Here is a 25,261-nt window from a genome sequence, read left to right as displayed (position 1 = left end):
AAACCCGTTTGCCGCATCGCCAAGTTTTGACGGCCGGTTTTGCGTTTCGATTGGCGCTTAAATTATTGTTTGATTAAGATTAAGTCTTGAAACCCGGGCTCGAGGAACACCTATGGCTACCTTATTCTGGCTACAAACCGGCGCCTGCGGCGGTGAATCTTTAACTATTCTGTCGGCAGAGGCGCCAAGTTTGGAGCACTTGCTGTCAGACTGCGGCATCGACATGCTTTGGCATCCCTCGCTGTCCCATCAGCCGATGCGCCAGCACGACGAGCTCTATCGGAGCATCGTCGTCGACGAGCAAGCGCTGGATATTTTATGCGTGGAAGGCAGTATCGTCACAGCCCCGCGCGGCACCGGCTTGTACGACAGTTACCGCGGCACGGCGAAAATGGACATGGTGCGCGAGTTGGCGCAGCGGGCCGGGGTTGTGGTGGCGATGGGAACCTGCGCCGCGTTTGGCGGCGTCCATGCCGCCGCGCCCAATCCCGGCGACTGCGTCGGCTTGCAATTCGACCGCGACCGGCCGGGCGGTTTGCTGCCGCCGGAATGGCGGTCGCGGCGCGGCCTGCCGGTCGTCAATGTCGCCGGTTGTCCGGCGCATCCGCACACGATGACGCAGACCCTGGCCGGCTTGGCGGCCGGCTGGTCGTTACCGTTGGACGAGTTGAATCGGCCGCAGGCCTTCTTCAATACCGTGGTGCATCAGGGCTGTACCCGTAACGAATACCATGAATACGACATTGAAGAACTGGAGCCGGGCGGTCGCGCCTGTCTGTTTTTCAATCTGGGTTGCCAGGGGCCGATGACGCAGGCGGTATGCAATAGCGATCTGTGGAATGGCGTGAGCAGTAAAACGCGGGCCGGTGTGCCTTGTTTCGGCTGTACCTCGCCGAGTTTTCCGCGCGACGCCGATCTGTTCGCCACGCCGAAAGTCGGCGAGATCCCGGTCCAATTGCCGTTGGGGGTCGAGCGCTCCCGTTATATGGCCTATAAGAATCTGGCCCGAGCCGCGGCACCGGCGCGGGTGCGCAACAAAGAAATGGATGTCTGATGGCCAAGGTTGAACTGAACCTGAGTTTGAATCGAGTCGAGGGCGATCTGGAAATCGCTGTCGAGTTGGAGGATGGCGTCGTCAGCCAGGCGCGCACGGTTGGCACTCTTTACCGCGGCTTCGAGCAGATCATGTTGGGTCGGGCGCCGCGCGACGGTTTGGTCATCACTCCCCGCGTCTGCGGTATTTGCGGCACGGCGCATCTGTATTCGGCGGTTTTGGCGCTGGAGCAGGCCTGGCAGTTGCCGGTGCCGGCCAACGCGGTGCGCATCCGCAATCTATGCCTGATCGCGGAAGGCATACAGAACGATCTGCGTCAGACCTTTCTATTCTTTACTCCGGACTTCTGCAACCCCCGCTATAGTGACCGGCCTTGGTTTGCCGAGCTGATGGATGCCTTCGAGCCGTTTCGCGGCTCGGTTTACCGGCAGACGCTGGCGCTGAGCCGCAAGGCGGTCGAGATCGTCGCCCAATTCGGCGGGCAATGGCCGCATTCTTCTTACATGTTGCCGGGCGGCGTCACCACTCCGCCAGACCTGCGCCGAATTATTGCCTGCCGGGCGGTATTGGATGAGATTCAGCGTTGGTACGAGCAGACCGTTATCGGCGCTGGGCTCGACGATTGGTTGGCGCTGGACAGTGCCGATGCCTATTTCAGCTGGCTGGAAACCCCGGCCCATGCTGCCAGTGCGCTCGGCTTGCTGAGCCGCAGTGCACGTGGGCTCGGCTTGCAACGCATGGCGGCCGGCACGCCGCATATGCTGAGTTACGGCGCCTGGTGCGATCCGGAGCAGCCGCAGGACCGGCTGGTGCCGGGAGGGTTTTTCGACGGCGATAGCGGCCAGATTGCGCCGTTGGATCAGCAGATGATTAACGAACATGTGCGACACTCCTGGTTCAAGCCTTACCCAGGCGGATTGCATCCGTCAAACGGCGAAACCATTCCCGATTTCCAACCCAATAGCGACCGCTACACCTGGGCGAAGGCGCCGCGTTACGGCGATAGGGCGGTTCAGACCGGACCGTTGGCCGAATTATTGATTGGGGGCGATGCCTTGATCGAGTCTTTGCACGCGTTGGAAGGCGGCAATGCCTGGCTCCGGCAATTCGCCAGGGTACGGCGCATCGCCTACGAACTGATTTGCGCTCGGCGGATGCTGGACGAATTGAGCGTCGATTTTTCCCAACCGCATATCTTCAACCCGGGCAAGTCGGCCGAGGTCGACGGCGAGGGTTTTGGTCTGATCATGGCCGCGCGTGGTGCCTTGGGGCACTGGGTAAAGATCAAGGACGGCGCGATTGCCCGCTATCAAATCGTCACGCCCACCGCATGGAACGCGTCGCCGCGCGACAGTAACGGCCTGCCGGGCCATTGGGAGCAAAGTTTGGTCGGCGTCGCAGTACAGGATCCGGAGGACCCGATAGAAATCGGCCACATCATTCGTTCTCACGATCCCTGCCTGGTCTGTACCGTGCATATGCTGGATACCGGCAAAAAGCGCCATTTTGCGCCTTGATCAAGCGGGGCTCCGGCGGCGTGCGGCATATTCTGTGTTTCGGAAATCCCCTGCATGGCGACGACGGCTTCGGGCCGGCCGTCTATCGCCGCTTGGCCGAGTTGCCGCAGCCCGGCGATCTGCGCTTGTTCGATGTCGGTACGCCGGGCCTTTCCGCGCTGGTCCTGTTTCAGGATTGCTGCGAAGCGGTGATTGTCGACGCTTCGGCCCCGGCCGGCCAACCCGGCAGGCTGCGTGAATTGCCGGCGTCAGCAATCGCTACGGAACCAACAACGGTCGGCCACGGCCACGGTGTCGGCTTTCTGTTGCGGGCTCTCGCAGCATTGCCCGAGGCGCCTCCCGCCTTACGCGTCGTCACTGCGGAAGCCGCCAGCGTGGTCTCGTTCCGGCCCGGTTTGTCGGCGCCGGTCGCCCTGGCGGTCGAGCGGACGGTGGACTTGCTGCGCGGGTATTTCGAGATCGAATCGACATGACTGAGGCGGAGCTGAAGCAGGAATTGGAACGGTTACGGACCGAAGTAACCGCTTTAAGGCTGGCCAATGCGGCGTTGGAGCAGCAGATGAGCCAGGATGCCGAGCATACCGACGCGATGTTAAAAGCCTTGGAGTCGCAAAGTAATGCCTTGCGCGAAGCCAATCGGCTATACCGCCACCAAAGCGATTTTATCGAGCGGGTAATGGATAGTACCGGAGCGCTGATGATCGTTCTCGGCCCGGAGGGAAAGGTGAGTCAGATCAACCAGCTCTGCGCCCAGGAATTGGCGGATTCGGAACTGGTTTTGCATCAAGGCGTGGCGGACGGCTGGCTGCATCCGGTCGAGGTGCAACATTTGCAGGCCGAGCTTGGGCAGGTGCCCTGGCCGATTTACTCGCCGTTGTACGAGATGGTGCGCAGCCGCGGCGTTTATGCCGCGGAACACCGCTTGCGCAGCGGCGACGGAAGTTTTCGCCACTACTGGCTGAAAGGGGTTTTGCTACACAACCCGCAAGGCAAGGAAGAGGGGGCGGTGATTTGTGCCACCGACGTTACCGAATTGAAGCAACAGGAAGAGCGTCTGCGCCGCAGCGAGAGCTTGTTGAAAGAAGCGCAGCACATTGCGCAGCTGGGCCATTGGGAACTCGATTTGGCCAGTGGCCGCTTAGCATGGTCGGACGAGGTTTTTCCGATTTTCGAAGTGGAACCGGCGGAGCCTCCGCCGAGTTATGAGGCGTTTTTGGCCTTGGTGCATCCGGATGACCGCGAGCAAGTCGACCGGGTTTTTAAAGCATCCGTCGACAATCTGGTGCCCTACGATATCGAGTACCGCTTAAGGTTTGCCGACGGCCGCGTCAAATGGGTGCACGTTCGCGCCCAGAATTATTACTCCGCCGAGGGCCGGCCGTTGCGTTCGGTCGGTACCGTGCAGGACATTACCGATCAACAATTGGTCGACGAGCAATTGCGCCTGGCGGCCAGCGTGTTCGATAACAGTCTGAATGCAATTCTGATTACCGATGCCAAGGCCCAGATTCTGAAGATCAACCAAGTCTTTAGTAGCGTTATGGGTTATGCGCCGGAGGAAGTGATCGGTCGCAAGCTGAATGTGCTGAAGTCCGGCCGCCATAACAAGCAGTTTTACCAAAATCTATGGACTTCGTTGCGGCGGGAAGGGAAATGGCAAGGCGAGATTTGGGACAGGCGCAAGGACGGCGCGTTGATCCCGCTGTGGCAGAACATTTCTTCGGTACGCGATAGCGACGGCCGGGTGATTCGTTACATCAGTGTGTTTTACGATCTCAGCGAACAAAAGCAGAACGCGGAACACATCCATTATCTGGCCTATTACGACGCGTTGACCGATTTACCCAACCGCCAGTTTTTTCGCGAGCGTTGCGAACATGGCTTGGCGGTCGCCCGCCGCAGCAAACAATCCCTGGCATTGCTGTTCCTGGACTTGGACCGATTCAAACACGTCAACGACAGCCTGGGACACCCGGTCGGCGACGAGGTGCTGCGGATGGCCGGCCAGCGTTTGAAGGATAGTTTGCGTCAAGGCGACACCGTGGCGCGTTTGGGCGGCGACGAGTTCATCATCCTGTTGGATAACAATCCCAGCTTGGGCGATACCGAAATTGTCGCCGGCAAGGTGTTGCAGGCGCTGGCGCAACCGTTTTTGGTACAAGGCCATAAGTTGGAAATCGGCACCTCGATCGGCATCAGCCTGTTTCCGGGCCACGGCGATGACTACACCACCTTGGTCAAGCATGCCGATCTGGCCATGTATCAAGCGAAAGAACGCGGGCGCGGCAATTTTCAGTTTTTCGAATCGCATTTGACCGAGCGGGCCAAAGAGCGCTTGTTTCTGGAGGGCGAATTGCGCGATGCCTTGGAACGCGGCGAACTGGAGGTGCACTACCAGCCGCAGTATGCGCTGGCGGACGGCGCGCTGATCGGGGCGGAAGCCTTAGTGCGCTGGCGGCATCGGGAGCGGGGCATGATCCCGCCGGACAAGTTTATCGTCATTGCGGAAGATTCCGATTTAATCGTCCCGATCGGGGAGTTTGTGTTGCGCACAGCCTGCCGCCAAGCCCGGACCTGGATCGAGGGCGGCACTAGCTTCAAGCGGATGGCGGTCAATTTGTCGGGTGCGCAAATCGAACGCAGCGATGTGTTGGAAATGGTGGGCCGGGTTTTGGCGGAAACCGGCTTATCGCCGCACTATCTGGAGCTGGAGATTACCGAGACTTACATCATGCGTCAGGCGCAGCGCAACATCCGGGTCATGGAGGCGTTGCGCGGCCTGGGCGTGGCATTGGCGATCGACGATTTCGGTACCGGCCAGTCTTCGCTGAGTTATTTGAAGCGTTTACCGGTAGACAAATTGAAGATCGATCGCTCCTTCGTGATGGATATCCCCCAGGACGCCAACGACAGCGCGATTACCCGTTCAATATTGGCTTTGGGCCATAGTCTGCGGCTTACGGTGTTGGCGGAAGGGGTGGAAACCGACGAGCAATTGGCGTTTCTAAAGGATTTGGCCTGCGACGAAGTACAAGGCTATTTATTCAGTCCGCCGCTGGACGCCGATCATTTCAATCGGTTGTTGTATCGGCAGAAGCCGTGACGCGGTGCAAGGCGAGGCCGTTTCGGCAAGGTTGGGGGGCGACAAAAAGAGCCCCCACCTTGAGCAAAAGTGGGGGCCGTCGAGGTTACTTCTTCACAACGAGGAGGCACAACAAAATCAGACGCGCACCGGTTTGGCTGTTTGCAAATTGGCCGTTAGAGACGCGGTACCGAACAGCATGGTGGATAGAATGAATTGTCCGGATACGAAACTCAGAATGCCGGCAACGAAAAACAGGCCGGTGGTGATGTCGCGGTAAAAAGTCGGGGTGTTCATTTTTTTGCTCCTTCGATCGGGGATCGGCGAGTGGCGGCGTTGGGTTAACTTTAAGCTTTGTTTTATGGGTTTACAATGGCGCCATAAATTCATTTATTATTTCTTTTAAGTAAATAATTCTGGGATTGCGGATTGGCCGTTTTGGAGTAAGATTGAATAATTTGTAATCGGTATTTGGATGCGGGCCAATTTCAATCCGCACTGAAATGCAAGCAGTCCGTTGTTAGTTATTGGTTTGTCGCTCATGGATCACGAACGAATCGCCGCCCGCATTGAACATGTCTCTATGGCCACCGGCATTGTTGCCGGCTTGTCCGCCGCTGCCGCCGCGGCGGTGCAACCAACCGGACTGAGCGCATTCGGAGTTTGGCTGGGTTTGGTGGACGAGCCGTTGATCGTCACGCTGGCGCCGATCTTCGGTTGGTTGGCGACTGCCGCCGGTACGCTGTCGGGCAGCGCCTACTTCGTCGCGCAATGGCAAAAACGCCGGTTCCGCAAGCAAGCGGCAGCCAAGTCGGCTACAACCGATTTGTCGGCCGTGCCGGCGAAAGACGACACCTAAGCGGTCGACAGTCTCCCGCCCGTGGGGGCAGACGGCATGTTCCGCGCCCTAAGGCCCGCCATCCTTTATAATGCCGGGCCAATTCCGCCTCCGTGCCGCCGCCGATGATAGATACCTTGTACATCGAATCCGCTGTCGAATCTCACCCGCGTACTCAGGCGATTCGGGAGCGTTTTCCGAAGGCGCGGACCGTGTTTTGCGAGCGCTTCGGCGAAGTGTTCAATCCCAAGGCGCAGAATTTTCGCCTGCAAAAGCAACGCCCGGCACTGATCTTGGCCGAGAAATTCCAGAAATTCGTATTACCGGCGCCTGCCGGCTACGGCATCGGCGGCCAGCGCAATTACTACTTCTCCCACATGCTGAACTGCCTGTACGACTGCCGCTATTGCTTTCTGCAAGGCATGTACCAGTCGGCCAATTACGTGTTATTCGTCAATTACGAGGATTTTCAGGCCCGGATTCGCGAGATTTGCGCCGAGACGCCGGCAGACGACGTGTATTTTTTCTCCGGCTACGATTGCGACAGCCTGGCTTTCGAGCCGGTCACCGGTTTTGCCGAGCAGTTCTTGCCGCTGTTCGCCGATGTGCCTAACGCCTGGCTGGAACTGCGCACCAAGAGTACCCAGATCAGAACCTTGCTGAACCGGCAGCCGGTGGCGCGCTGCGTGGTGGCATTCAGTCTGGCGCCGGACGTCGTGGCCGACAAAGTCGAAGCCAAGGCGCCTCCCGTCGCCAAGCGCATCGAAGCGGCGGCCAAACTGCAGCGGCAGGGCTGGCCGATCGGGTTACGTTTCGATCCGGTGATCTACCAGCACGACTACCGGCAGATTTACCGCCAGCTATTCGAGCAGGTGTTCGCTAAGATCGATCCGTTCAAACTGCATTCGGCCAGCCTGGGGGTGTTTCGCTTGCCGGAGCAGTATTTCAAGAAAATCCACAAGCTGTACCCGGACGAAAAATTGTTTGCCAGCCCGTTTCAAACCGCGGCGGGGATGGTGAGCTACCGGGCCGATCTGGAGCAGGCCATGATGGCGGACTGCAGCCGGATGCTGCTGGAATACATCCCGCAAGATGCGTTTTTTCCATGTACGCTGTAAAACGCAACGTGCTGGTCACCGGCGCCAGCTCCGGTATCGGCCGGGCGATAGCCCGGCGTTTGTTGGCCCAGGGCCATCGCGTGGTCGGCGTGTCGCGGGATGGCCGGCGATTCCAGACCGAGCATCCCGGTTTTGCCGCGGTGGAGATGGATTTGGCCGAACTGGAACGCTTACCGGCCGCCGCCAGACAAATACAGCAACTGGCGCCGGAACTGGATACGGCGGTGTTTGCCGCCGGCTACGGCCAGTTCGGCGGCTTGGAGCAGTTTTCCGTGGCGCAGATCGAACGGCTGATGACGGTCAACTTTACCGCCCAAGCCTGTCTGACCCGTTTGTTGTTACCCAAGCTGAAGCAGCGTCCCTTCGCCAATTTGGTTTACATCGGTTCCGAGGCCGCGTTGAAAGGCAGTCGTAACGGCAGCATTTATTGCGCGAGCAAATTCGCCGTACGCGGTTTCAGCCAGGCTTTGCGCGACGAATGCGGCAAGAGTCCGGTGCGGGTCTCGCTGGTCAACCCCGGCATGGTCGATACCGAATTTTTCGAGCCGTTGGGATTTATGCCCGGCAAGCAGGCCGGTCAGGCGTTGCACGCCGACGACGTGGTCGATGCGGTAATGTATATTTTGCAAGCCGGGCCGCACTGCGTGATCGACGAAATCAATCTTAATCCTGCCAGTAAAGTCATCGAATTCAAGAAATAAGCATGTTCGCCAAACTCGTCGTTTATTGCGCGTACTACCTGAAAGCGGCGCACTGGTACAAGTGCAGCAAGGCGTTCTTTTTCGATTTGCTGGAAAATCGGCAAAGCCGGCGCAAAAAGTATTTCGATGCGACGATGATCTTGTTGCTGGTGTCGAGCGTGATCTTTTTGATCTACGACATCGAGCACACCGACAGCAAGATGGGCGGTTATTTCGAGCTGGCGATTCTGATGGTGTTCATCGTCGAATATCTGCTCAGGGGCTGGATTTATTCCGACACCTACAAAATCGTGATCGAAGAATACGAAAAAGCCCTGTACCTGAATCTGCCGTTCAAGCTGTCAGGGATCTACAAAAAACTGGTCGCCAAGGATCTGGAATACGTTACCTCGGTATTTGCAGTGATCGACGTACTGGCAATTCTACCCAGTTACCGGCCGCTGGACATTTTGCGGATTTTCATTATTTTCCGCTTATTCAAGCTGTTCCGATACTCGGATAGCGCCAAGTTGTTTGCCGACGCGCTGGCCAGCAAGCGTTTCGAATTGACCACACTGTTGATCTTTACCTGCTTTCTGGTCTTCATCGCCAGCGTGTCGATTTACATGTTCGAATACCAGAATAATGCCGGCGTCAACACCCTGTTCGATGCGTTTTATTGGACCGTCGTCACGCTGGCGACCGTCGGTTTCGGCGATATTACCCCGCAGACTACCGGCGGGCGGTGGGTGACGATTTTTCTGATTCTGGCCAGTCTGGGCGTGTTGTCGTTCTTCACCTCGATTCTGATTGCCGCCTTCAGCGAAAAAATGCTGTCGGTCCGGGAAAGCCGCACCTATGCCGAGTTGGCGCATTACGATAACTTCATCATTATTTGCGGTTTCGGCCGGGTGGGCCAGGAAATTGCCCGTCATTTGCACGAAGAGCAGAAGAAATTCGTCATCATCGACAAATCGCCGTTCAAGGTGCAGGCCGCAAAATCGCGCGGGTATTTAGCCATCGAAAACGATGCCAGCAATAACGAGGTATTACTGAATGCCGGCATTTGCCGCGGGGCGACGGCGATTTTGTGCATTACCGGCGACGATGTGGTCAATGTCTACATCACGCTGACCAGCCGGCATTTGAATAAGGAATTACGCATCATTTCCCGCGCCAACCGCCACGACAACGTTAACAAGTTGTATCAGGCCGGCGCCAACCAGGTGATCCGACCGTTCGAAATCGCCGGGATGTTGGCTGCGGAGTTCGTCGGCCAGCCGGTGGCCTTCGAAGCGATTTCCGGCATTCTGCAAAGCCAGAGCGACATTGTGATGGAGTCGGTGTTGGTTAGCGAGAAATCGCCGTTGGAGGACCAAAATATCGGCCAGCTCGATCTGGAGCAACGTAAATTAACTTTGCTCGGCGTGATCAGCGCCAATCCGATTCATTTGAAACACAAGAACAAGTACCCGGTGAACCAGCAGCATTTTTATTTCAATCCGGCCCGTCAGTTCATTTTGCGTCGCGGCGACATCCTGGTGCTGTTGGGACGTAAGTACGGCATCGACCACTTTCGCGATCAGGTCGAGCAGCGCCGCCTGTTTGCCAGGAAGTCGATATGAAACAGATCGCCGTGTTCGGCTATAACCGGCTGTCGTTCGAGGCCATCAGCCGCTTGGATAGGGAGTTTTACCGGATCGTGGTGATCGACCACGACCCGGTAAAAGCCGCCTTGGCGCGGGAAAACGGCTTCGAGACCGCCAACATCGATTTCCGTAGCGACGACGATTTGCGGCTGGCCGGCGTCGGCGGCCACATCGATACGTTGTTCTGCTTTTTCGATACCGATTCGGAAAACGTGTTCCTGACCCTGTCGGCGCGGGCGCTGGACCCGAATCTGAACATCGTCGCCATCGTCGATAGCCCGGAATCGGCCGAGAAGCTGATTGCGGCCGGCGCCAATAAAATTATCGACCCTTATGAAATCTGCGGCCGCAAGATTCACGACATGTTGAAAAGGCCGGATATCACCGAAATTTTCGACCACACCGTGTTCGGCCGCCACGATTTGCATCTGGCCGAAGTGGCGATTCCGGAGCACAGCTTTCTGGAAAACATGCATGCCAGTCAACTGGAACTGGGGTCGCAATACAACTTATTGCTGATCGGCATCGTCAACAAAAAGGTCAGCGACCGCTTGCACTTCGTCGGCGAGGAAATCGACCTTCGGCTCAACGTAGGCGATATTTTGGTCATTTTGGGCCCGTCTCGGGAAATCAGGGCGTTCAAACAAGACGTCGAAAACGAGTATTGCCATGTTGGTCCCAAATAGGCGACGCGCTGCCGGCTAGCGTTTCTCGGCCAAGCCCAGCCAGCGCGCAAATACGGCCAGTGAAAAGCCCTGGAGCAACACCGACATCACCACGATAAAGCTGACCAGCACGAAAATTTCGCCCGCTTCATTCACACCGGCCGCCAACGGAAATGTCGCGAGCACGATCGGCACCGAGCCGCGCAGGCCGACCCAGGACACCAGCAGTTTTTCCTTGAAGCCGATGTCGGCCCAGCACAGGCTGACGAAGACGCTGACCGGGCGCGCCACGAACATCAGGAACAAGCTGATGGCCACGGCGACGCTGGCCAGGGCCGGCAGTTCGGCGCCGTAAGGCACCGACAGCATGCCCAGCGTCAAAAACATGATGATTTGCATCAGCCAGGCGAAGCTGTCGTGAAAGGCGTTGATGTACTGCTGGTGAATCACCTTGCGGTTACCGGCGACGATGCCGGCCACGTAAACCGCCAAAAAGCCGTTGCCGTGCGTGAAGGTGGCGACTGCGTAAGTCAACAACACCAACGCAATCGAGGCGATGGCATACAGGCCGGCCGAACTCAGACCCAGGTGATTGAGCAGCCAGACCATGAAGCGGCCGGCGGCGTAGCCGATGCCGACGCCTATCGTCAATTGGATCGCCAGAAAGCTGCCGCCCTGCAGAAACGCAGCCTCGCCGCCGGCCGAGTAATTCAGCAGGCTGGCCGTCAGCAATACCGCCATCGGGTCGTTGCTGCTGGATTCCAGTTCCAGCAGCGGTTGCAATTTGCCTTTCAAGGCAATGTGGCTGGAGCGCAGCACCGAAAACACCGCCGCCGCGTCGGTGGACGAGACGATCGCCGCCAGTAACAAGCCCTGTTGCAGGCTGATGCCGTGCACGCCCAGCGAAAAGGTGCTGAACGAGCCCAAAATAAACCAGGCGAAACTGCCCAGCAACAGCATCGTGATCAAGACGCCGAACGTCGACAGACACAGTCCCTGCCACAACACCGGCCGGATGTTGGGCCAATGCGAATCCAGGCCGCCGGTGAATAGAATGAATATCAGCGCGAAATCGCCGATAAACTTGGCAATTTCCGGACTACGCAATTCCGGGCCGCCGAATTCGCCGATCAGCCAGCCGGTCAACAGAAAGAACAGCAAGGACGGAATGCCGACCTTGGCCGCCAACTTACTGGAGAAAACGCTGATCAACAGCAGGCTGGCTCCAATCAGGCTGGCTAATTCAACTGACGGCATCGGTGGTATCCTGTATTTCGGCTGCGACGCTGGAAAAATGCGGCAATTAAACCGGGGGTTAAAGGTGGTAATGTTATCCGCAATTCCGCTGCGGGGGGATTTCCCGGCTCGGGCGGAGATGGTTTAGTAAGCTAAGGCTCAACGGTTCGTCTTCAGCCTGGTCCGGCAGCGAACGCTTAAACCGCCCGCTTACCTCAAACTGCGCAGCCATCCGGGCGGCGCGAGCGGCGCAACCAAACGGCATTGGGCCTCAGGGTGCTAGTCCGGCAGGCCGTACCTTAACCGATTCGTTCACTTTACTTGGCTAATTTTTGCGTATGAATTTTATAAAACTGAGCCCCCGCATTGCTTTCTTACTGGGTTTTGCGGCTTGCGCCGCGCTGTTGGGCGTCGGCGCGTATTTGCAATTCGTCGAAGAGCTGGAGCCTTGTCCGCTATGCATATCCCAGCGTTTGGCAATCTTGGCGACCGGCGTCGTGTTCTTGCTGGCCGGCTTGCATAATCGTGGCCGTAAGGTTTATGCGGTAGTGAGCGCCGTTACTGCCTTGAGCGGCGCCAGTGTTTCGGCTCGCCACGTTTGGCTGCAGCATTTGCCGCCGGAAGAGGTGCCGGAATGCAGTCCGGGTCTGGAATACATGTTTCAGCATTTTCCGCTGGCCGATACCGTCAAATTGATGCTGAGCGGTACCGGTGAATGCGCGAAAGTGGATTGGACTCTGTTGGGTTTCAGTATTCCGGCCTGGACCTTGTTGGCGTTTCTGTTGCTGGCGGCCTGGGGTGGATTTCAATTCGTTAACGGCGGCGATCGCCCGGTCGGCGAATGAAGCCGGTGCCGGGTGGCAAGCCTTGCGCGATCGCGTCGTATCGACACAGTCGCTCAACAGGTTATGCACAAAAACGGGGCGCGCCCGCTGTCGACCTATTTCGGTGCCTGCCGACAAATAACACAGATTAGTTTTTCTGGTAACTTATTGATTTTAATTGGATTAGTTGTCTGGCTGAAATTTGCCCAATTTAAAAAAATTGTAATAAAAACCGACACTAAGCGGCAGGGCTTAAAGCTAATCCACAGAGTTATCCACAGATTTTGTGGGTAACTCGAGTTTTTTCAATGCCGTTAAACACTTAGCGGCGCTATATCAAAAACGCCTCATCAAATATGTCCAACTGTGACGCCTCCAACAAACTAATTTTGAAAGTTGCGGCGCCCGTACCATTAGATCGCATCTTCGATTACTTGCCGCCGGCAGGATATGAAGGGACCGAGTTGCGTCCGGGCAGCAGAGTTCTTGTACCGTTCGGCAGGCGTTCGCAAGTTGGAGTTTTGCTGGCCGTGACGACCGAGTCGGCCGTAGCCGTCGAGCGTCTGAAGCCGGCAATCGCGGTTTTAGACCCGGTGCCGCTGTTGTCCGAGGCCGATATGAAACTGCTGCACTGGGCCGCCCGCTATTACCATCACCCGCTCGGCGAAGTAATGGCCGCCGCGCTCCCGGTCGCATTGCGCCAGGGGCGGCCGGCCGTGTTGGAATTGCCATACGGATACGGCCTCAGCCGTTTGGGCCGGCAAACCGATTTGCAGCAACTGCGCCGAGCGCCGAAGCAACTGGCCCTGTTGCAACGCTTGCAGACCGGGCCGTTGCCTGATGCCGCGCTTACCGACGCGCGGGCGGCATTGAAGGCTTTGCTGGATAAAGGCTTGGTCGAGCGCCTGGATTTGACGCCGGCCGCGGCAGATCCGGTCGCCGAGTCGCCGTTGCTTGCCAATCCCGAGCAACAAGCGGCGATAGACAATGTTGTTGGTGGATTGGGGCGGTTTTCGGTTGCAGTACTGGAGGGCGTCACCGGCAGCGGCAAGACCGAAGTCTATATGCAGATCATTGCCAGCGTGTTGGCGCAGGGCAAGCAGGTCTTGGTGCTGTTGCCGGAAATCAGCCTGACGCCGCAACTCGAACAACGCTTTCGTCGCCGTTTCGCCGTGGCTATGGTGGCGACCCACTCCAAACTCACCGACAGTCAGCGTTTGCAGGCCTGGTTGAGTATGCAGCAGGGGCAGGCGGCGATCATGCTCGGGACCCGTTCCGCATTGTTCACGCCGTTGCAACGGCCGGGCCTGATCATTCTCGACGAAGAACACGACAGCTCGTTCAAACAGCAGGAGGGCTTCCGCTTCTCCGCCCGCGACGTGGCCGTGGCCCGGGCCAAGATGCTGAATATTCCGGTATTGCTGGGCTCGGCCACGCCGTCGTTGGAAAGTCTGGTCAACGTCGCCGACGGGCGCTACCGCTTGCTGCATTTGCCGAACCGGGCCGGTGCGGCGGTGGCGCCCAGCTTTCAGTTGCTGGATATCCGCAACAAGCGGCTGCAATCCGGCCTGTCCGAACCGTTGTTGGCGGAAATGCGTACGGCCTTGGACCACGGGCAGCAGGTATTGCTGTTTCTGAATCGGCGCGGTTTCGCTCCGGTACAAATCTGCCACGGTTGCGGCTGGGTATCGCGCTGTCGCCGCTGCGACGCCAATCTGGTGATTCATGCCGGCGAGCGACTGTTGCGCTGTCACCATTGCGGTGCCGAGCACCCGCTGATTAAGCTCTGCCCGGCCTGCAACACCGGCGAATTGCAAGCGCTGGGGCTCGGTACCGAACGCATCGAGCAGACGCTGGCCGAAGTGTTTCCGGAACGAAACCTAGTGCGGCTGGACAAGGACACGACGCAACGCAAAGGCGCACTGGAGGGCTATCTGGAGCAAATCCACGCCGGCCGGGCCGAAATCATCCTCGGCACCCAGATGTTGGCCAAGGGCCACCATTTTCCGGGCGTGACGCTGGTGGCGATTCTGGACATCGATAGCGGTCTGTTCAGCATCGACTTTCACGGTGCGGAGCGCCTGGCGCAATTGATCGTGCAGGTGGCCGGCCGGGCCGGGCGGGCCGAACGGCCGGGCCGGGTGATTTTGCAAACCCGCCAGCCACAACATCCGCTGCTGAATACATTGTTGAAACAAGGCTATCGAGCCTTTGCCGAGGGTGAATTGCAGGAGCGGCGCCAAGCCGGCTTGCCGCCGTTCAGCCACCAGGCCCTGTTGCGGGCGCAAGCGGCCGGCAGCGATGCGCCGCGCCGGTTTCTGCAGGCCGTCTGCAGCGCAATCGCCGAGCTGGGTGCCGGCAGTACCCAAGTCTTGGGGCCGGTTGCGGCACCGATGGCAAGGCGCGCCGGCGCCTACCGTTACCAATTGTTGTTGCAAAGTGCGCAGCGCAAAGATTTGCACCGCTTGTTGGATGCACTGGTCCCCAGAATCCACCAACTCCCGGAGGCAAAAAAAGTCCGTTGGTCTCTGGATGTCGACCCGTTGGATTTGTACTGAGCCGCCGGCAAAATCCGGCTTAAGGGCTACGGTTTTATGTAATAATTTCGCCCCTTTGTGACTGGTTCACAATAAGAACCATGGTTATCTTTGCCGTTCCGGCGTCGAGTCGGAAAAGGTATCCATACCTAATAACTAAAAATATAACAAAGGGGTATTTTCCGATGTGCTGGAGTGGAGAGGCGTCAGGCGTTTTGGCTGCCGCGGGTTTGGCAACCGCCGTTTACGTGGCGTACAAGGGCGAATCCAAGGAGCTGTGGATTCCGTTGACTTATTTTGCGTTGATGGAGCTGTTGCAGGCGGCGACATACGTTTATATCGATTTATGCGATAACCCGAACAACCAGGTGTTGACCCTGCTCGGCTATCTGCATATCGCGTTTCAGCCGTTCTTCGTGAATATGGTGGCGATGTACTTCGTGCCGGAAAGCGTCAAGTTGAAGATCAAAACCACGGTCTACACGCTGTGTGCGATCAGCTCGCTGGCGATGCTGATCAAAATGTACCCGTTCGCCTGGGCCGGCGATTGCGTACCGGGCACCGAAGGCTTCTGCGGCACCCAGACCTGCTCCGTATCCGGCGCCTGGCACATCGCCTGGCAAATGCCGCTGAACGGGTTGATGTCGCAGCCGGTGGAATGGTTGCTCGGCTTCAACTGGGGCTTGCATGCCTTTGCCTATATCTTGGCGGCGTTTTATTTGCCGATCATCTACGGTTCTTGGCGTTTCGTCGCCTTCCACTACCTGATTGGGCCGTGGATTTCCGACATCACCACCGACGATCCGAACGAGTATTGCGCGGTCTGGTGCCTGTTTTCGATTGCGTTATGCGTGTCGGTGATCAAGACGCCGATCCGCAAGCATCTGCATGTCACCAAATGGCCGTTTTACCAACGCGAAGTGGGCGATAGCTTGTAAGCCATGGCCGTTAGCAAACAGGACATTCTCGACGCGTTTCATTTCCGCCACGCCTGCAAGGAATTCGACGCCGAACGCAAAATCCCCGGCGCCGATTTCGACTTTATCCTGGAAACGGCTCGGCTGTCGCCGAGTTCGTTCGGGCTGGAGCCGTGGCGGTTTCTGGTGGTGCAAAATCCGCAATTGCGCGAAACGTTACGCGAATTTACCTGGGGTGGACAAAAGCAATTGCCGACCGCCAGCCACGTGGTGCTGACCTTGGTGCGCAAGAGCCACTTCATGCGTTACGACAGCGCCTATCTGCAGTACATGATGCGCGAAGTCCAGCACTATCCGGAAGATATCATCCAATTGCGTAACGGCCTGATCGAAAAATTCCAGCGCAGCGATTTCGATCTGCTGGGATCGGAGCGCACGCTGACCGATTGGGCCACCCGCCAAACCTATCTGCCGCTGGCTAACATGATGACGGCGGCGGCGCTGATCGGTATCGACTCCTGCCCGATCGAAGGCTTCGAACGCGCCGAAGTCGAGCGGATTCTGGCCGAACAGGCCGGTGTCGATCTCGCGCAGTGGGCGGCGGCGTATATGGTGGCTTTCGGTTACCGGAAAAATCCGCCGCCGCGGCCGAAAACCCGGCAAAGCCTGGAGCAGGTGGTCGAGTGGTTGGTCTAGTCTGACCTAGCCGAACGCCTTGCTTTCCCGCCCGGCGGCTAATCCGCGCCGGGCGTTTAACTCCCCTCCAGCGTCACCGATGGCGGCGCACCCGGCAAATCCGCCGGTTCTCCAGTAGCGGCCGGCCGGTATCCGGCCACCGATGCCGTTGGCATCGGGCTCGGTCGATTTAGTCTAAAATTGCCCCTAGTGACACTCGGCGGGATCTTTGTTGTATGCTCGCTGGCTGTGGTGATCGATAACAATTAATCCAGAAAAGATTTCACCCAGGAGTTAACCATGCCCCGCTTTCTGTTTCTCGCCGTCTGCGCCGCTTGCTTTGGCACGGCCGCTAGGGCGCAACCGGTGTCGACCGAAGAGGAGGAGCGGGCGCTGTCGCAGATCTACGGTGGCGAGGAAATGGTCAGTATCGCCTCCGGCTACAAACAGCCGATTTCGCAAGCTCCGTCGATCGCTACGGTGATTACCGCCAACGATATCAAAGCCATCGGCGCCACCGATATCGACGAAGTCCTGGAAACCGTGCCCGGTTTGCACGTGCAGCGCAATACCATCGGTTACAACCCGATCTACACCTTCCGCGGGATTTTCTCGCAGTTCAATCAACAGGTGCTGATGATGGTCAACGGCATCCCGATCACCAATTCCTACACCGGCAGCCGCAGCGAAGTTTGGGGCGGCATGCCGATCCGCGATATCGCCCGGATCGAAGTGGTGCGTGGGCCGGGCTCCGCAGTGTACGGCGCCGACGCCTTCGCCGGGGTAATCAACGTCATCACCAAAACCCGCCAGGACATCGACGGTAGCGAAATCGGCGGCCGCGTCGGCAGTTTCGATAGCTACGACGGTTGGGCCTTGCACGGCGCCGAGTGGGCCGGCTTCGACGTGGCTTTGGCGGTGGAATACCATAATACCGCCGGACAAAATGCGGTGGTCGATGCCGATTTGCAAACCCAGTTCGACCGGCTGTTCGGTACTAGCGCCTCGCTGGCGCCGGGGCCGCTGAGCCTGTCGCGCGAGAACCTGGACGCCCGTATCGATTTGGCGCGCGGCCATTGGCGATTTCGCGGCGGCCTGCAACACCGCGGCAATTTCGGGGTCGGTTCCGGCGTGGCCCAGACGCTGGATTCGACGGCCCGCTACGGCAGCGACCGCTGGAACGCCGATATCACCTACCAAAATACCGATATCGAAAATTGGGAATGGACCAGCCAGGCCAGCTATTTCGAAACCAGCCAGGAAATAGAACGCAATCTGACCTTGTTTCCGCCCGGTACCCGGTTGCCGATCGGCGCCAACGGCCAAATCGGCGCCGGCGCCCCGGTCACGTTTCCGAACGGCTATATCGGCAATCCGGAAGTGTGGGAGCGCCACGTCCGAATCAGCCAGATGCTGGCCTACAGCGGTTTTCGCCGGCACCAGATCCGTAGCGGGATCGGTTTCAATTACGACAGCCTGTTCCAGGCCCGCGTCAGTCAGAATTTCGGCATCGATCCGGGTTCGGGGCTGCCGATACCGTCGTTGCCGGGCATTCCGCTAATCGACGTGTCCGGGACTGCGTCGACCTTCATTCCGGAAGTGGACCGTAAAATTGCCTACCTGTTTTTTCAGGACCAGTGGAATTTCGCCAACGACTGGACTTTGACCGCCGGCGCCCGCTACGACCGCTATTCCGATTTCGGCAATACCTTCAACCCCAGGGCGGCCTTGATCTGGGAGGCCGATTACGACCTGACCGCAAAATTGATGTACGGTTCAGCCTTTCGAGCGCCGTCTTTTCAGGAAATGTACATCCTGAACAATCCGGCCCAGATCGGCAATCCGCAACTCAAGCCGGAGACCATGGAGAATCTGGAATTGGGCTTCGATTACCGCCCGGCCGACGGTTTACGTCTGGGCCTGAATTTTTTCGGCTACTGGTGGAAAGACATCATCCGCTTCGTGCCGGATAGCAATGCCACCACCGCCACGGCGCAGAACCGCGGGGCGCAACAGGGTTATGGCGGCGAATTCGAAGCGGAATGGCAGGCGGCCGATACCCTGAAATTGGTCGGCAACTACGCCTACCAGCGCAGCCGCGACGAAACCTTGCACCACGATGCCGGCTACGGGCCGCAGCATCAGCTTTATCTGCGGATGAACTGGCAGTTTTTACCCGACTGGAGCTTCAGCCCGCAGGCCAAATGGATCGTCGGTCGCAGCCGCAGTTTCGGCGACAGCCGTGAGCCGGTGGCCGACTACACCTGGGTCGATTTGACCCTGCGCCGGCAAAATCTGGCCAAGCATATGGAACTGGCCTTCTCGGTGCGCAATTTATTCGACGTCAGCGCCCGCGAACCGAGTTTGGCCGGCAGTCCGCAGCCCGGCATTCCCAACGACTTGCCGTTGGCGCCGCGCAGTTTCTACGGCGAAATCAGCGTGAAATTTTGAGGCGCCGGCCACTGCCCCGCCTTCCCTGCGAAAGCATAACCCAGGAGCGAATTTGTTCGACCGAATAATGTTACCGATTTGGCTGGCCCTGGTTTTGGCGTGCAGCTGTGCGAATGCGTTGGCGCAAGCGCCCGCGGTGGCGATCGTCTACCCGGACGTGCGCGAACCCTACCGTTCGGTGTTTTTGGAAATCGCTCGCGGCATGGAGCAGGAGCTGGGCCGGCCGGTTGCCCATTACTTGCTGAGCGAGCGCGATACCTCGCCCGAAAGGCTGATTGCCGACTTGAAGAACGACCGCATTGACGTGGTGGTCACGCTGGGCCGGGCCGGGCTAACCATGGCCAAGGGCCTGGTCGGCGTATTGCCGGTGGTGATCGGCGCCACCGTTGTCCGGCCGGAAGAAGCGCCGCAGGGATTGACCGGTATCAGCCTGACGCCGGCACCTGAAGCGATGTTCGACCAGTTGAAAAAATTGGTACCGAATGTCAAGAAAATTACGGTGATTTACGATCCTCGCCAAACCGCCTGGGAGATTCGGCACGCCGAAAAAGCTGCCCAAGAACGCGGGCTGGTGTTGCAGGCCCAGCCGACTGCCAGTGTGCGCGATGCATCCGACTCTTTCCGCCAGATAGTGGTAGACGTCAAGGATAATTCGATCGCATTGTGGTTGCCGCGGGAAAATGCGGTATTGGACGAGCAATCGCTGTTTCCGGAAGTGCTGCGCGAGGCTTGGGAAAAGAATTTCGTGGTGTTTTCGAGCAACCTGGACCACGTCCGTAAAGGCGCACTGTTCTCCTTATATCCGGACAATTTCGGCATGGGCCGCAGTCTGGCTAGTATGGCGATCCAACAAGCCCAACCGGGCGGCAGACTCGAGCCGGTCAAGTTGCTGCAGGATTTGCTGGTGGCCGTCAATTTGCGCACGGCCGAGCACCTGGGTTTACAGTTTTCCAATCAGACGCGGCGCGAGTTCGCGATGGTTTTTCCGACGCCTTAAGTCCGATGCCGCCAAGATTGGGGTTCAGTTTTCGCCGGTCGAGTTTTCTGCAGCAACTGGCAGTAGCCTTTACTTGCGGCCTTTTAGTGGTTTCGTTGTTGTCCTCGTTCGGTATCTCCGAGCTGTCGTACGGCGTGGTCCGCGACAAATGGCTGGCGCAAGGCCGGCAGTCGACGGAAGCCTTCGCCGCCCAAAGCACGGTGGCTCTGCTCTATGCCAGCCGCGAAAATGCCGAAGAACCGGCCAAACGGTTTCTGTCTTCGCCGGATGTCAGGGGTGTGGCGATTTACAACACGGATCGTCAGGCTTTGCTGGAGATGGGCGAGTCGGCGTTGCCGGCGGAAGACGACGGTTCAGTTTGGCCCGAAACCTTGCAATTGGTGGCGGAAACAGAACGCGCTTGGTATTTTGCTGCACCGGTTTTCGCCAGACGCGGCGGCGAAACGGCGTCGCCGTTCGAGGCGCAGAGCCCGGCGCAGGAACTGATCGGCTATGTGCGCTTGGCGGTCGGCAAACGCTCGTTGCTGGCAATGAAACGGCAGATTCAATTCGTCACCCTGGCGGTTTCCGCCGCCGCCGCCCTGGTGTCTTTCGTGTTTTTGCTGACCATGGCCCGCCGCCTGACCTTGCCGATCCAGCAATTGGCGAAGCGGATGGGCAAGGCATCTGCCGGCGAGAAGCATGTCAGAGCAAAATTGTCCGGGCCGCGCGATATTACCGACATGGGGGCGGCGTTCAATGCCATGATGCAGGTCTTGGAGACCCGCGAGGAGTTATTGGAGCGCGCACGCGACAAAGCTTTGGAATCGGCCCGCTTGAAAGGCGAATTCGCGGCCAATGTCAGCCACGAGTTGCGGACGCCGTTGAATGCGGTGTTGGGCATGCTGGAGTTGTTGCAAGACATGGGACTGACGCCCAAACAACTGGAATACTCGACAGTCGCTCGTAACGCCGGCGAGGCGCTGCTGAAATTGATCGAGGACATTCTGGATTTTTCGCGAATCGAGTCCGGCATGTTGAAGTCCCAGTCCAGCGATTTCGTGTTGCAGGAAATCGTGCAGGATGTGGTCGAACTGATGGCGGCCCAGGCCAGACGCAAGAACCTGCAGCTGCGCTATGAAATTGCCGACGGTGTGCCGGAACAGCTAACCGGCGAAGCGAGCCGAGTCCGCCAAGTTTTGCTCAATTTGGTCGGTAATGCACTGAAATTCACCGATCAAGGCGAGATCGAAATCGGCGTGGCGTCGTCGTCGGCCGGCGACGGCCAATTGTTGCTGACCTTTAGCGTTACCGATACCGGCATGGGGATTCCGGCGGAGGCGCAAGACCGGATTTTCGACGCTTTCGTGCAAGCTGACGGCTCCACTACCCGCCACTACGAAGGTGCGGGCCTAGGACTGGCAATTTGCCGACAGCTGGTACAGCTGATGGGCGGGAACATCGGGGTCGACAGCCGGCTGGGCCTTGGGAGTCGGTTTTGGTTTAGTTTACCGTTCCGGGCTCCGGGCGGTAGCGTAATCTTGTCCAATGCGCGACGGGATTGTTTTGCTCACCTGAACATTCTGGTAGTGACCGATAACGAGCAAACCGGCCGTTTCCTGACGGGCAATCTCGCAGAATGGCAGGTTCGTTACCACCTTAGCGGTTTCGATAGTCATGCGGCCGAACTATTGCAGGTCGGCCGCGACCAGGGTCAAGCCTACCGTTTTGCAGTGGTCGATATGGCAAGCGCTTCGGCACACCAATGGCTGGAGCGGATTGGCGGCGGCTGGGAGGAGACCAGGTTCATCGTGTTGAATCATGCCGCCTCCGTAGAAGGGCTGCCCGATTTACCGTATTTAGCGGCCTGTTTTCCTGGGGAGGTAACGGCGGCCGATCTATATGATTTATTGACTGCCGATTGTTCGCAGGTCCTAACCGGCGGTGAAGAAGCGCAAGCAGCCTTCGACAGATCGGCATTGGCCTTGAACGTCTTAGTGGTGGAGGACAACCGGGCCGGGCAAATGGTGGCGGCCGGCATGCTGGAACGCTTGGGTTGCCGTTACCAAATCGCCGCCTCCGGGGCGGAAGCCTTGGAGAGGGTGGAATCCGCAGCGTTCGACGTGGTACTGATGGACTGCCACATGCCCGGCATCGATGGCTTCGAAGCCACGCGGCGTATCCGGGCGTTACCGGGGGCGCCGAGTCGGGTGCCGATCATCGCGATGACAGCCAACGCCCTGCGCGGCGACGAAGAGCAGTGCCGTTCCGTCGGCATGGACGATTTCCTGGCTAAGCCGATCAAGCTGAAGGCCTTGCGGCAAAAATTGCTTAACCACAGCGAAAATCGGCGGCTGCCGCTGGCCGAGGCAAGCGATGCCGCGGCAGCGTCTGCCGGAGCCGAACCGGCGACCCTGGACCGCGAAACCTTGTTGCAACTGCGCGAGGAAGTCGGCGGCGCATACCCCAAAATGATCCGCTTTTTTGTGGAGGATGCGCCGCCGCAGATTGCGCAAATCGGTCAGGCTGTGCGGGACGCGGACTTGGGCCGGTTGCGGGAACTGGCGCACGCCTTGAAAGGCGCTGCCGGCAGTTTGGGCGGGGAAAGACTGGCGGCAACGGCCCGCCAATTGGAATTGGCGGCCGAAAACGGTGCCTTGGCCGCGGGCGCCGAGCGCATGGCCGAGAGCTTGCTGACCGAGTTCCGCACGCTGGAACGGCTGCTGCTGGCGGAAATCGACGCCGAGCCGACCGGCGAGCAAGCGTTGGCGCAGATCGGGCCGCGGGTGCTGGTGGCCGACGACGACCGGGTTTTGCGCGTGGCTTTGCAGGACATCTTGCAACAGGACGGCTATACCGTCGATGTGGCCGTCACCGGCCGGCAGGCCGTGGCTTTGTGCGCGCGGCAAATGGCCGATTTGATTTTGATGGACGCGATGATGCCGGAAATGGACGGATTCGCTGCTTGCAAAGCCATCCGCGCATTACCGCACGGCGCGGAGGTGCCGATTCTGATGATCACTGCGCTGGAGAACGAACATTCGGTCGAACTGGCCTTCTCCACCGGCGCTAACGATTTCATTCCGAAGCCGATTCATTTCACGGTGTTGCGCAAGCGCATCGCCCATTTGCTGAAAGCCAGCCAAAGCCAGCGCAGCCTGAATCGGCTGGCCTACCACGATCCGTTGACCAATCTGCCCAACCGCGTGCAATTTATGGAGCGCTTGAACCGGGTGCTGGCCAAACCTGCGGCGGTGCCGGCCCAGCATGCGGTGCTGTTTCTGGATCTGGACCGCTTCAAACTGACCAACGACACCATGGGTCACGATGTCGGCGACTTGATGCTGAAGGCCGCCGCCGAGCGGATACAGGCTTGCGTCCGCCGCGAAGACATGGTGTCGCGCTTCGGCGGCGACGAATTCATTCTGTTGCTGGAGCATATCGGCAATCCGCAGGATGCCGCGGCGGTGGCGCAAAAAATCTGTAATGCCATCGCCAAGCCCTTCGCGTTGATGGGGCAGGAGTTTTATATCAGCTCCAGTATCGGCATTTCCTTGTCCCCTTACGACGGCAAGGACAGCGGCCTGCTGGTTAAGCACGCCGACACCGCGATGTACCGGGCCAAGGAGCAGGGCAATACCTTTTGCTTCTACGAACAGAGCATGGAGTTTGCGGTTTCCAGCAAATTGCGCCTGGAAAGCGATTTACGCCGGGCCTTGCAGCGCCGCGAATTCTTTTTGCATTACCAGCCGCAGATCGATTTGGATTCCGGCCGCGTGATCGGCGCCGAGGCCTTGATTCGTTGGCGGCATCCGGAGCTGGGTATGATATCCCCCGACCAGTTTATTCCGGTGGCGGAGGAGATTGGCTTGATCGAAGAGATCGGCGCCTGGGTGCTGCGCGAGGCTTGCCGGCAGAACCGGCAGTGGCAACAAAGCGGCCATCCGCCGTTCGTGGTCGCGGTCAACGTCTCGGCCAAGCAGTTGGACCGGGACGGTTTCGCCGAACAAGTTATCGCGATTTTGCGCGAATCCGGGCTGGCGGCCGAGTATCTGGAATTGGAATTGACCGAAAGCCTGTTCATTCGCCATCCGGAACAAAAGCGTGAAATTCTGTCGCGCTTAAAAAACGCCGGGATGCAGATATCGATCGACGATTTCGGCACCGGCTATTCCAGTTTGAACCAACTGAAACAGTTCGTATTCGACAAACTGAAGATCGACAAATCCTTTGTCGCCAACATCATGCACGACGACGATGCCGCGGCGATCGTGCGAGTGATCATTTCGATCGCCGGGATTCTAAAGTTCGAAGTTATCGCCGAGGGTGTGGAAACTGCCGAACAGGCAAAGTATTTGCGGCAAAACCATTGCAAGCAGGCGCAAGGCTATTTGTTCGGCAAGCCGATGCCGGCCGACGAGTTTTCGGCGTTGATTGGCAGGGACAGCGGCCGGGTTTAATTGAAGCCGCAGCCGGCGCCAAGGTCGTTGAAAGACAAGGCTTGGCGGTTGAGCGGCCGGCGCACGCCGATGAAGCGCTCGCGCCAATAGGGCTGGCGCAGGTCGGAGACCATGACCCGGCCGCTGCGGGCGCTCGGCGCATGGACGAATTGTTCGCCGCCGATATAAATGCCGACGTGGGAGTAGGGCCGTTCGGTATTGAAAAACAATAGGTCGCCGGGCAGGCGCTGTTCCGGCGCCACGGCCGGCAGTTGCCGGGCCAACGATTGGGTGTCGCGCGGCAGGCGCAAACCTTGGCGGTAGTACACGTAATACACCAGGCCGCTGCAATCGAAACCTTCGCTGGGCGATTCGCCGCCGTAAACATAGGGTGCGCCCTGCAATTGCAGCGCTTCGGCCACGGCCATCCGGTTGCCGCCTTCGGTTTGCGGCAGGGTAATCGGCGGCGGCGCCTTTTCGGTGCTGGCGCAACCGGCCAATTGACCAAGCGCTAGCGCCAGCAGCCAAGGGCCGGCGGAACGGCAAATCCGAAAATCCGAACAAGATTTGAACATCGGCAGTATCAACAACGTAAGCGAATCG

General features: G+C 58.6%; 19 protein-coding genes. 16 read left to right on the top strand and 3 right to left on the bottom strand.

Features of this window, described 5'->3' with window-relative positions:
* The first annotated feature begins 112 nt into the window (after nt 1-112).
* The 4 genes from C2U68_RS12045 to C2U68_RS12030 are packed head-to-tail and all read left to right on the top strand — an operon-like array spanning nt 113 to nt 5,674.
* Complete coding sequence (locus C2U68_RS12045; protein WP_140912730.1) at nt 113-1,054, top strand: NADH:ubiquinone oxidoreductase; 942 nt, start codon at nt 113-115, stop codon at nt 1,052-1,054.
* Nucleotides 1,054-2,571 carry a nickel-dependent hydrogenase large subunit gene (locus C2U68_RS12040; protein ID WP_140912729.1) on the top strand — a complete coding sequence of 506 codons (1,518 nt, stop codon included), beginning with the start codon at nt 1,054-1,056 and terminating at the stop codon, nt 2,569-2,571. Before C2U68_RS12045 ends, C2U68_RS12040 begins: the two co-directional genes overlap by 1 nt.
* Complete coding sequence (locus tag C2U68_RS12035) at nt 2,568-3,044, top strand: hydrogenase maturation protease (protein WP_260839331.1); 477 nt, start codon at nt 2,568-2,570, stop codon at nt 3,042-3,044. Before C2U68_RS12040 ends, C2U68_RS12035 begins: the two co-directional genes overlap by 4 nt.
* Nucleotides 3,041-5,674: an EAL domain-containing protein gene (locus C2U68_RS12030; protein WP_140912728.1), complete on the top strand. Its 2,634-nt coding sequence runs from the start codon at nt 3,041-3,043 to the stop codon at nt 5,672-5,674. The genes C2U68_RS12035 and C2U68_RS12030 overlap by 4 nt, the downstream gene beginning before the upstream one ends.
* 117 nt (nt 5,675-5,791) lie before the next feature.
* Here the strand turns inward: C2U68_RS12030 and C2U68_RS21205 are convergent, their stop codons facing one another.
* The gene (locus C2U68_RS21205; RefSeq protein ID WP_186289590.1) at nt 5,792-5,950 is read right to left on the bottom strand and encodes a hypothetical protein; all 159 of its coding nucleotides are present in this window, start codon (nt 5,948-5,950) and stop codon (nt 5,792-5,794) included.
* 244 nt (nt 5,951-6,194) lie between these two features.
* Between C2U68_RS21205 and C2U68_RS12025 the strand changes: the two genes are divergently transcribed.
* From C2U68_RS12025 to C2U68_RS12005, 5 genes are all read left to right on the top strand, one after another.
* Nucleotides 6,195-6,512, top strand: a complete 318-nt coding sequence (locus tag C2U68_RS12025; RefSeq protein ID WP_140912727.1) for a hypothetical protein — start codon at nt 6,195-6,197, stop codon at nt 6,510-6,512.
* A gap of 104 nt (nt 6,513-6,616) precedes the next feature.
* The gene (locus C2U68_RS12020) at nt 6,617-7,609 is read left to right on the top strand and encodes an SPL family radical SAM protein (protein ID WP_140912726.1); all 993 of its coding nucleotides are present in this window, start codon (nt 6,617-6,619) and stop codon (nt 7,607-7,609) included.
* Nucleotides 7,597-8,310 (top strand): SDR family oxidoreductase, encoded by a 714-nt coding sequence (locus C2U68_RS12015; protein WP_140912725.1) that lies wholly within the window; start codon nt 7,597-7,599, stop codon nt 8,308-8,310. The genes C2U68_RS12020 and C2U68_RS12015 overlap by 13 nt, the downstream gene beginning before the upstream one ends.
* Before the next feature lie 2 nt (nt 8,311-8,312).
* Complete coding sequence (locus tag C2U68_RS12010; RefSeq protein ID WP_140912724.1) at nt 8,313-9,914, top strand: NAD-binding protein; 1,602 nt, start codon at nt 8,313-8,315, stop codon at nt 9,912-9,914.
* The gene (locus C2U68_RS12005) at nt 9,911-10,624 is read left to right on the top strand and encodes a potassium channel family protein (protein ID WP_140912723.1); all 714 of its coding nucleotides are present in this window, start codon (nt 9,911-9,913) and stop codon (nt 10,622-10,624) included. The genes C2U68_RS12010 and C2U68_RS12005 overlap by 4 nt, the downstream gene beginning before the upstream one ends.
* Before the next feature lie 15 nt (nt 10,625-10,639).
* Here C2U68_RS12005 and C2U68_RS12000 read toward each other — a convergent pair whose 3' ends face one another.
* Entirely contained in the window at nt 10,640-11,860 is a 1,221-nt protein-coding gene (locus tag C2U68_RS12000; RefSeq protein WP_140912722.1) for a potassium/proton antiporter, read from the bottom strand.
* A 317-nt stretch (nt 11,861-12,177) separates the two neighbouring features.
* On the opposite strand from C2U68_RS12000, the gene C2U68_RS11995 reads away from it, so the two are divergent.
* From C2U68_RS11995 to C2U68_RS11965, 7 genes are all read left to right on the top strand, one after another.
* A complete protein-coding gene (locus C2U68_RS11995; RefSeq protein WP_140912721.1) occupies nt 12,178-12,684 on the top strand; it encodes a disulfide bond formation protein B in 507 nt (168 codons plus the stop codon).
* Nucleotides 12,685-13,019: 335 nt separating this feature from the next.
* Complete coding sequence (locus C2U68_RS11990) at nt 13,020-15,221, top strand: primosomal protein N' (RefSeq protein ID WP_140912720.1); 2,202 nt, start codon at nt 13,020-13,022, stop codon at nt 15,219-15,221.
* Nucleotides 15,222-15,385: 164 nt separating this feature from the next.
* On the top strand, nt 15,386-16,138 hold the full coding sequence (locus C2U68_RS11985; protein WP_054763480.1) for a DUF5765 domain-containing protein: 753 nt from the start codon (nt 15,386-15,388) through the stop codon (nt 16,136-16,138).
* A 3-nt stretch (nt 16,139-16,141) separates the two neighbouring features.
* Entirely contained in the window at nt 16,142-16,813 is a 672-nt protein-coding gene (locus C2U68_RS11980; RefSeq protein WP_140912719.1) for an NAD(P)H-dependent oxidoreductase, read from the top strand.
* 279 nt (nt 16,814-17,092) lie between these two features.
* Nucleotides 17,093-19,243 carry a TonB-dependent receptor plug domain-containing protein gene (locus tag C2U68_RS11975; RefSeq protein ID WP_140912718.1) on the top strand — a complete coding sequence of 717 codons (2,151 nt, stop codon included), beginning with the start codon at nt 17,093-17,095 and terminating at the stop codon, nt 19,241-19,243.
* Nucleotides 19,244-19,310: 67 nt separating this feature from the next.
* The gene (locus C2U68_RS11970; protein WP_260839330.1) at nt 19,311-20,240 is read left to right on the top strand and encodes an ABC transporter substrate binding protein; all 930 of its coding nucleotides are present in this window, start codon (nt 19,311-19,313) and stop codon (nt 20,238-20,240) included.
* A 5-nt stretch (nt 20,241-20,245) separates the two neighbouring features.
* On the top strand, nt 20,246-24,679 hold the full coding sequence (locus C2U68_RS11965; RefSeq protein WP_140912716.1) for an EAL domain-containing protein: 4,434 nt from the start codon (nt 20,246-20,248) through the stop codon (nt 24,677-24,679).
* Here C2U68_RS11965 and C2U68_RS11960 read toward each other — a convergent pair.
* On the bottom strand, nt 24,676-25,233 hold the full coding sequence (locus tag C2U68_RS11960; RefSeq protein ID WP_140912715.1) for a C40 family peptidase: 558 nt from the start codon (nt 25,231-25,233) through the stop codon (nt 24,676-24,678). The two genes, C2U68_RS11965 and C2U68_RS11960, sit on opposite strands and share 4 nt — an antisense overlap.
* Between the last annotated feature and the right edge of the window lie 28 nt (nt 25,234-25,261).

Origin of the sequence: Methylomonas koyamae, assembly GCF_006483455.1 — a bacterium.
GTDB lineage: Bacteria > Pseudomonadota > Gammaproteobacteria > Methylococcales > Methylomonadaceae > Methylomonas > Methylomonas koyamae_B.
This window is presented reverse-complemented; position numbering and strand designations above follow the sequence as displayed.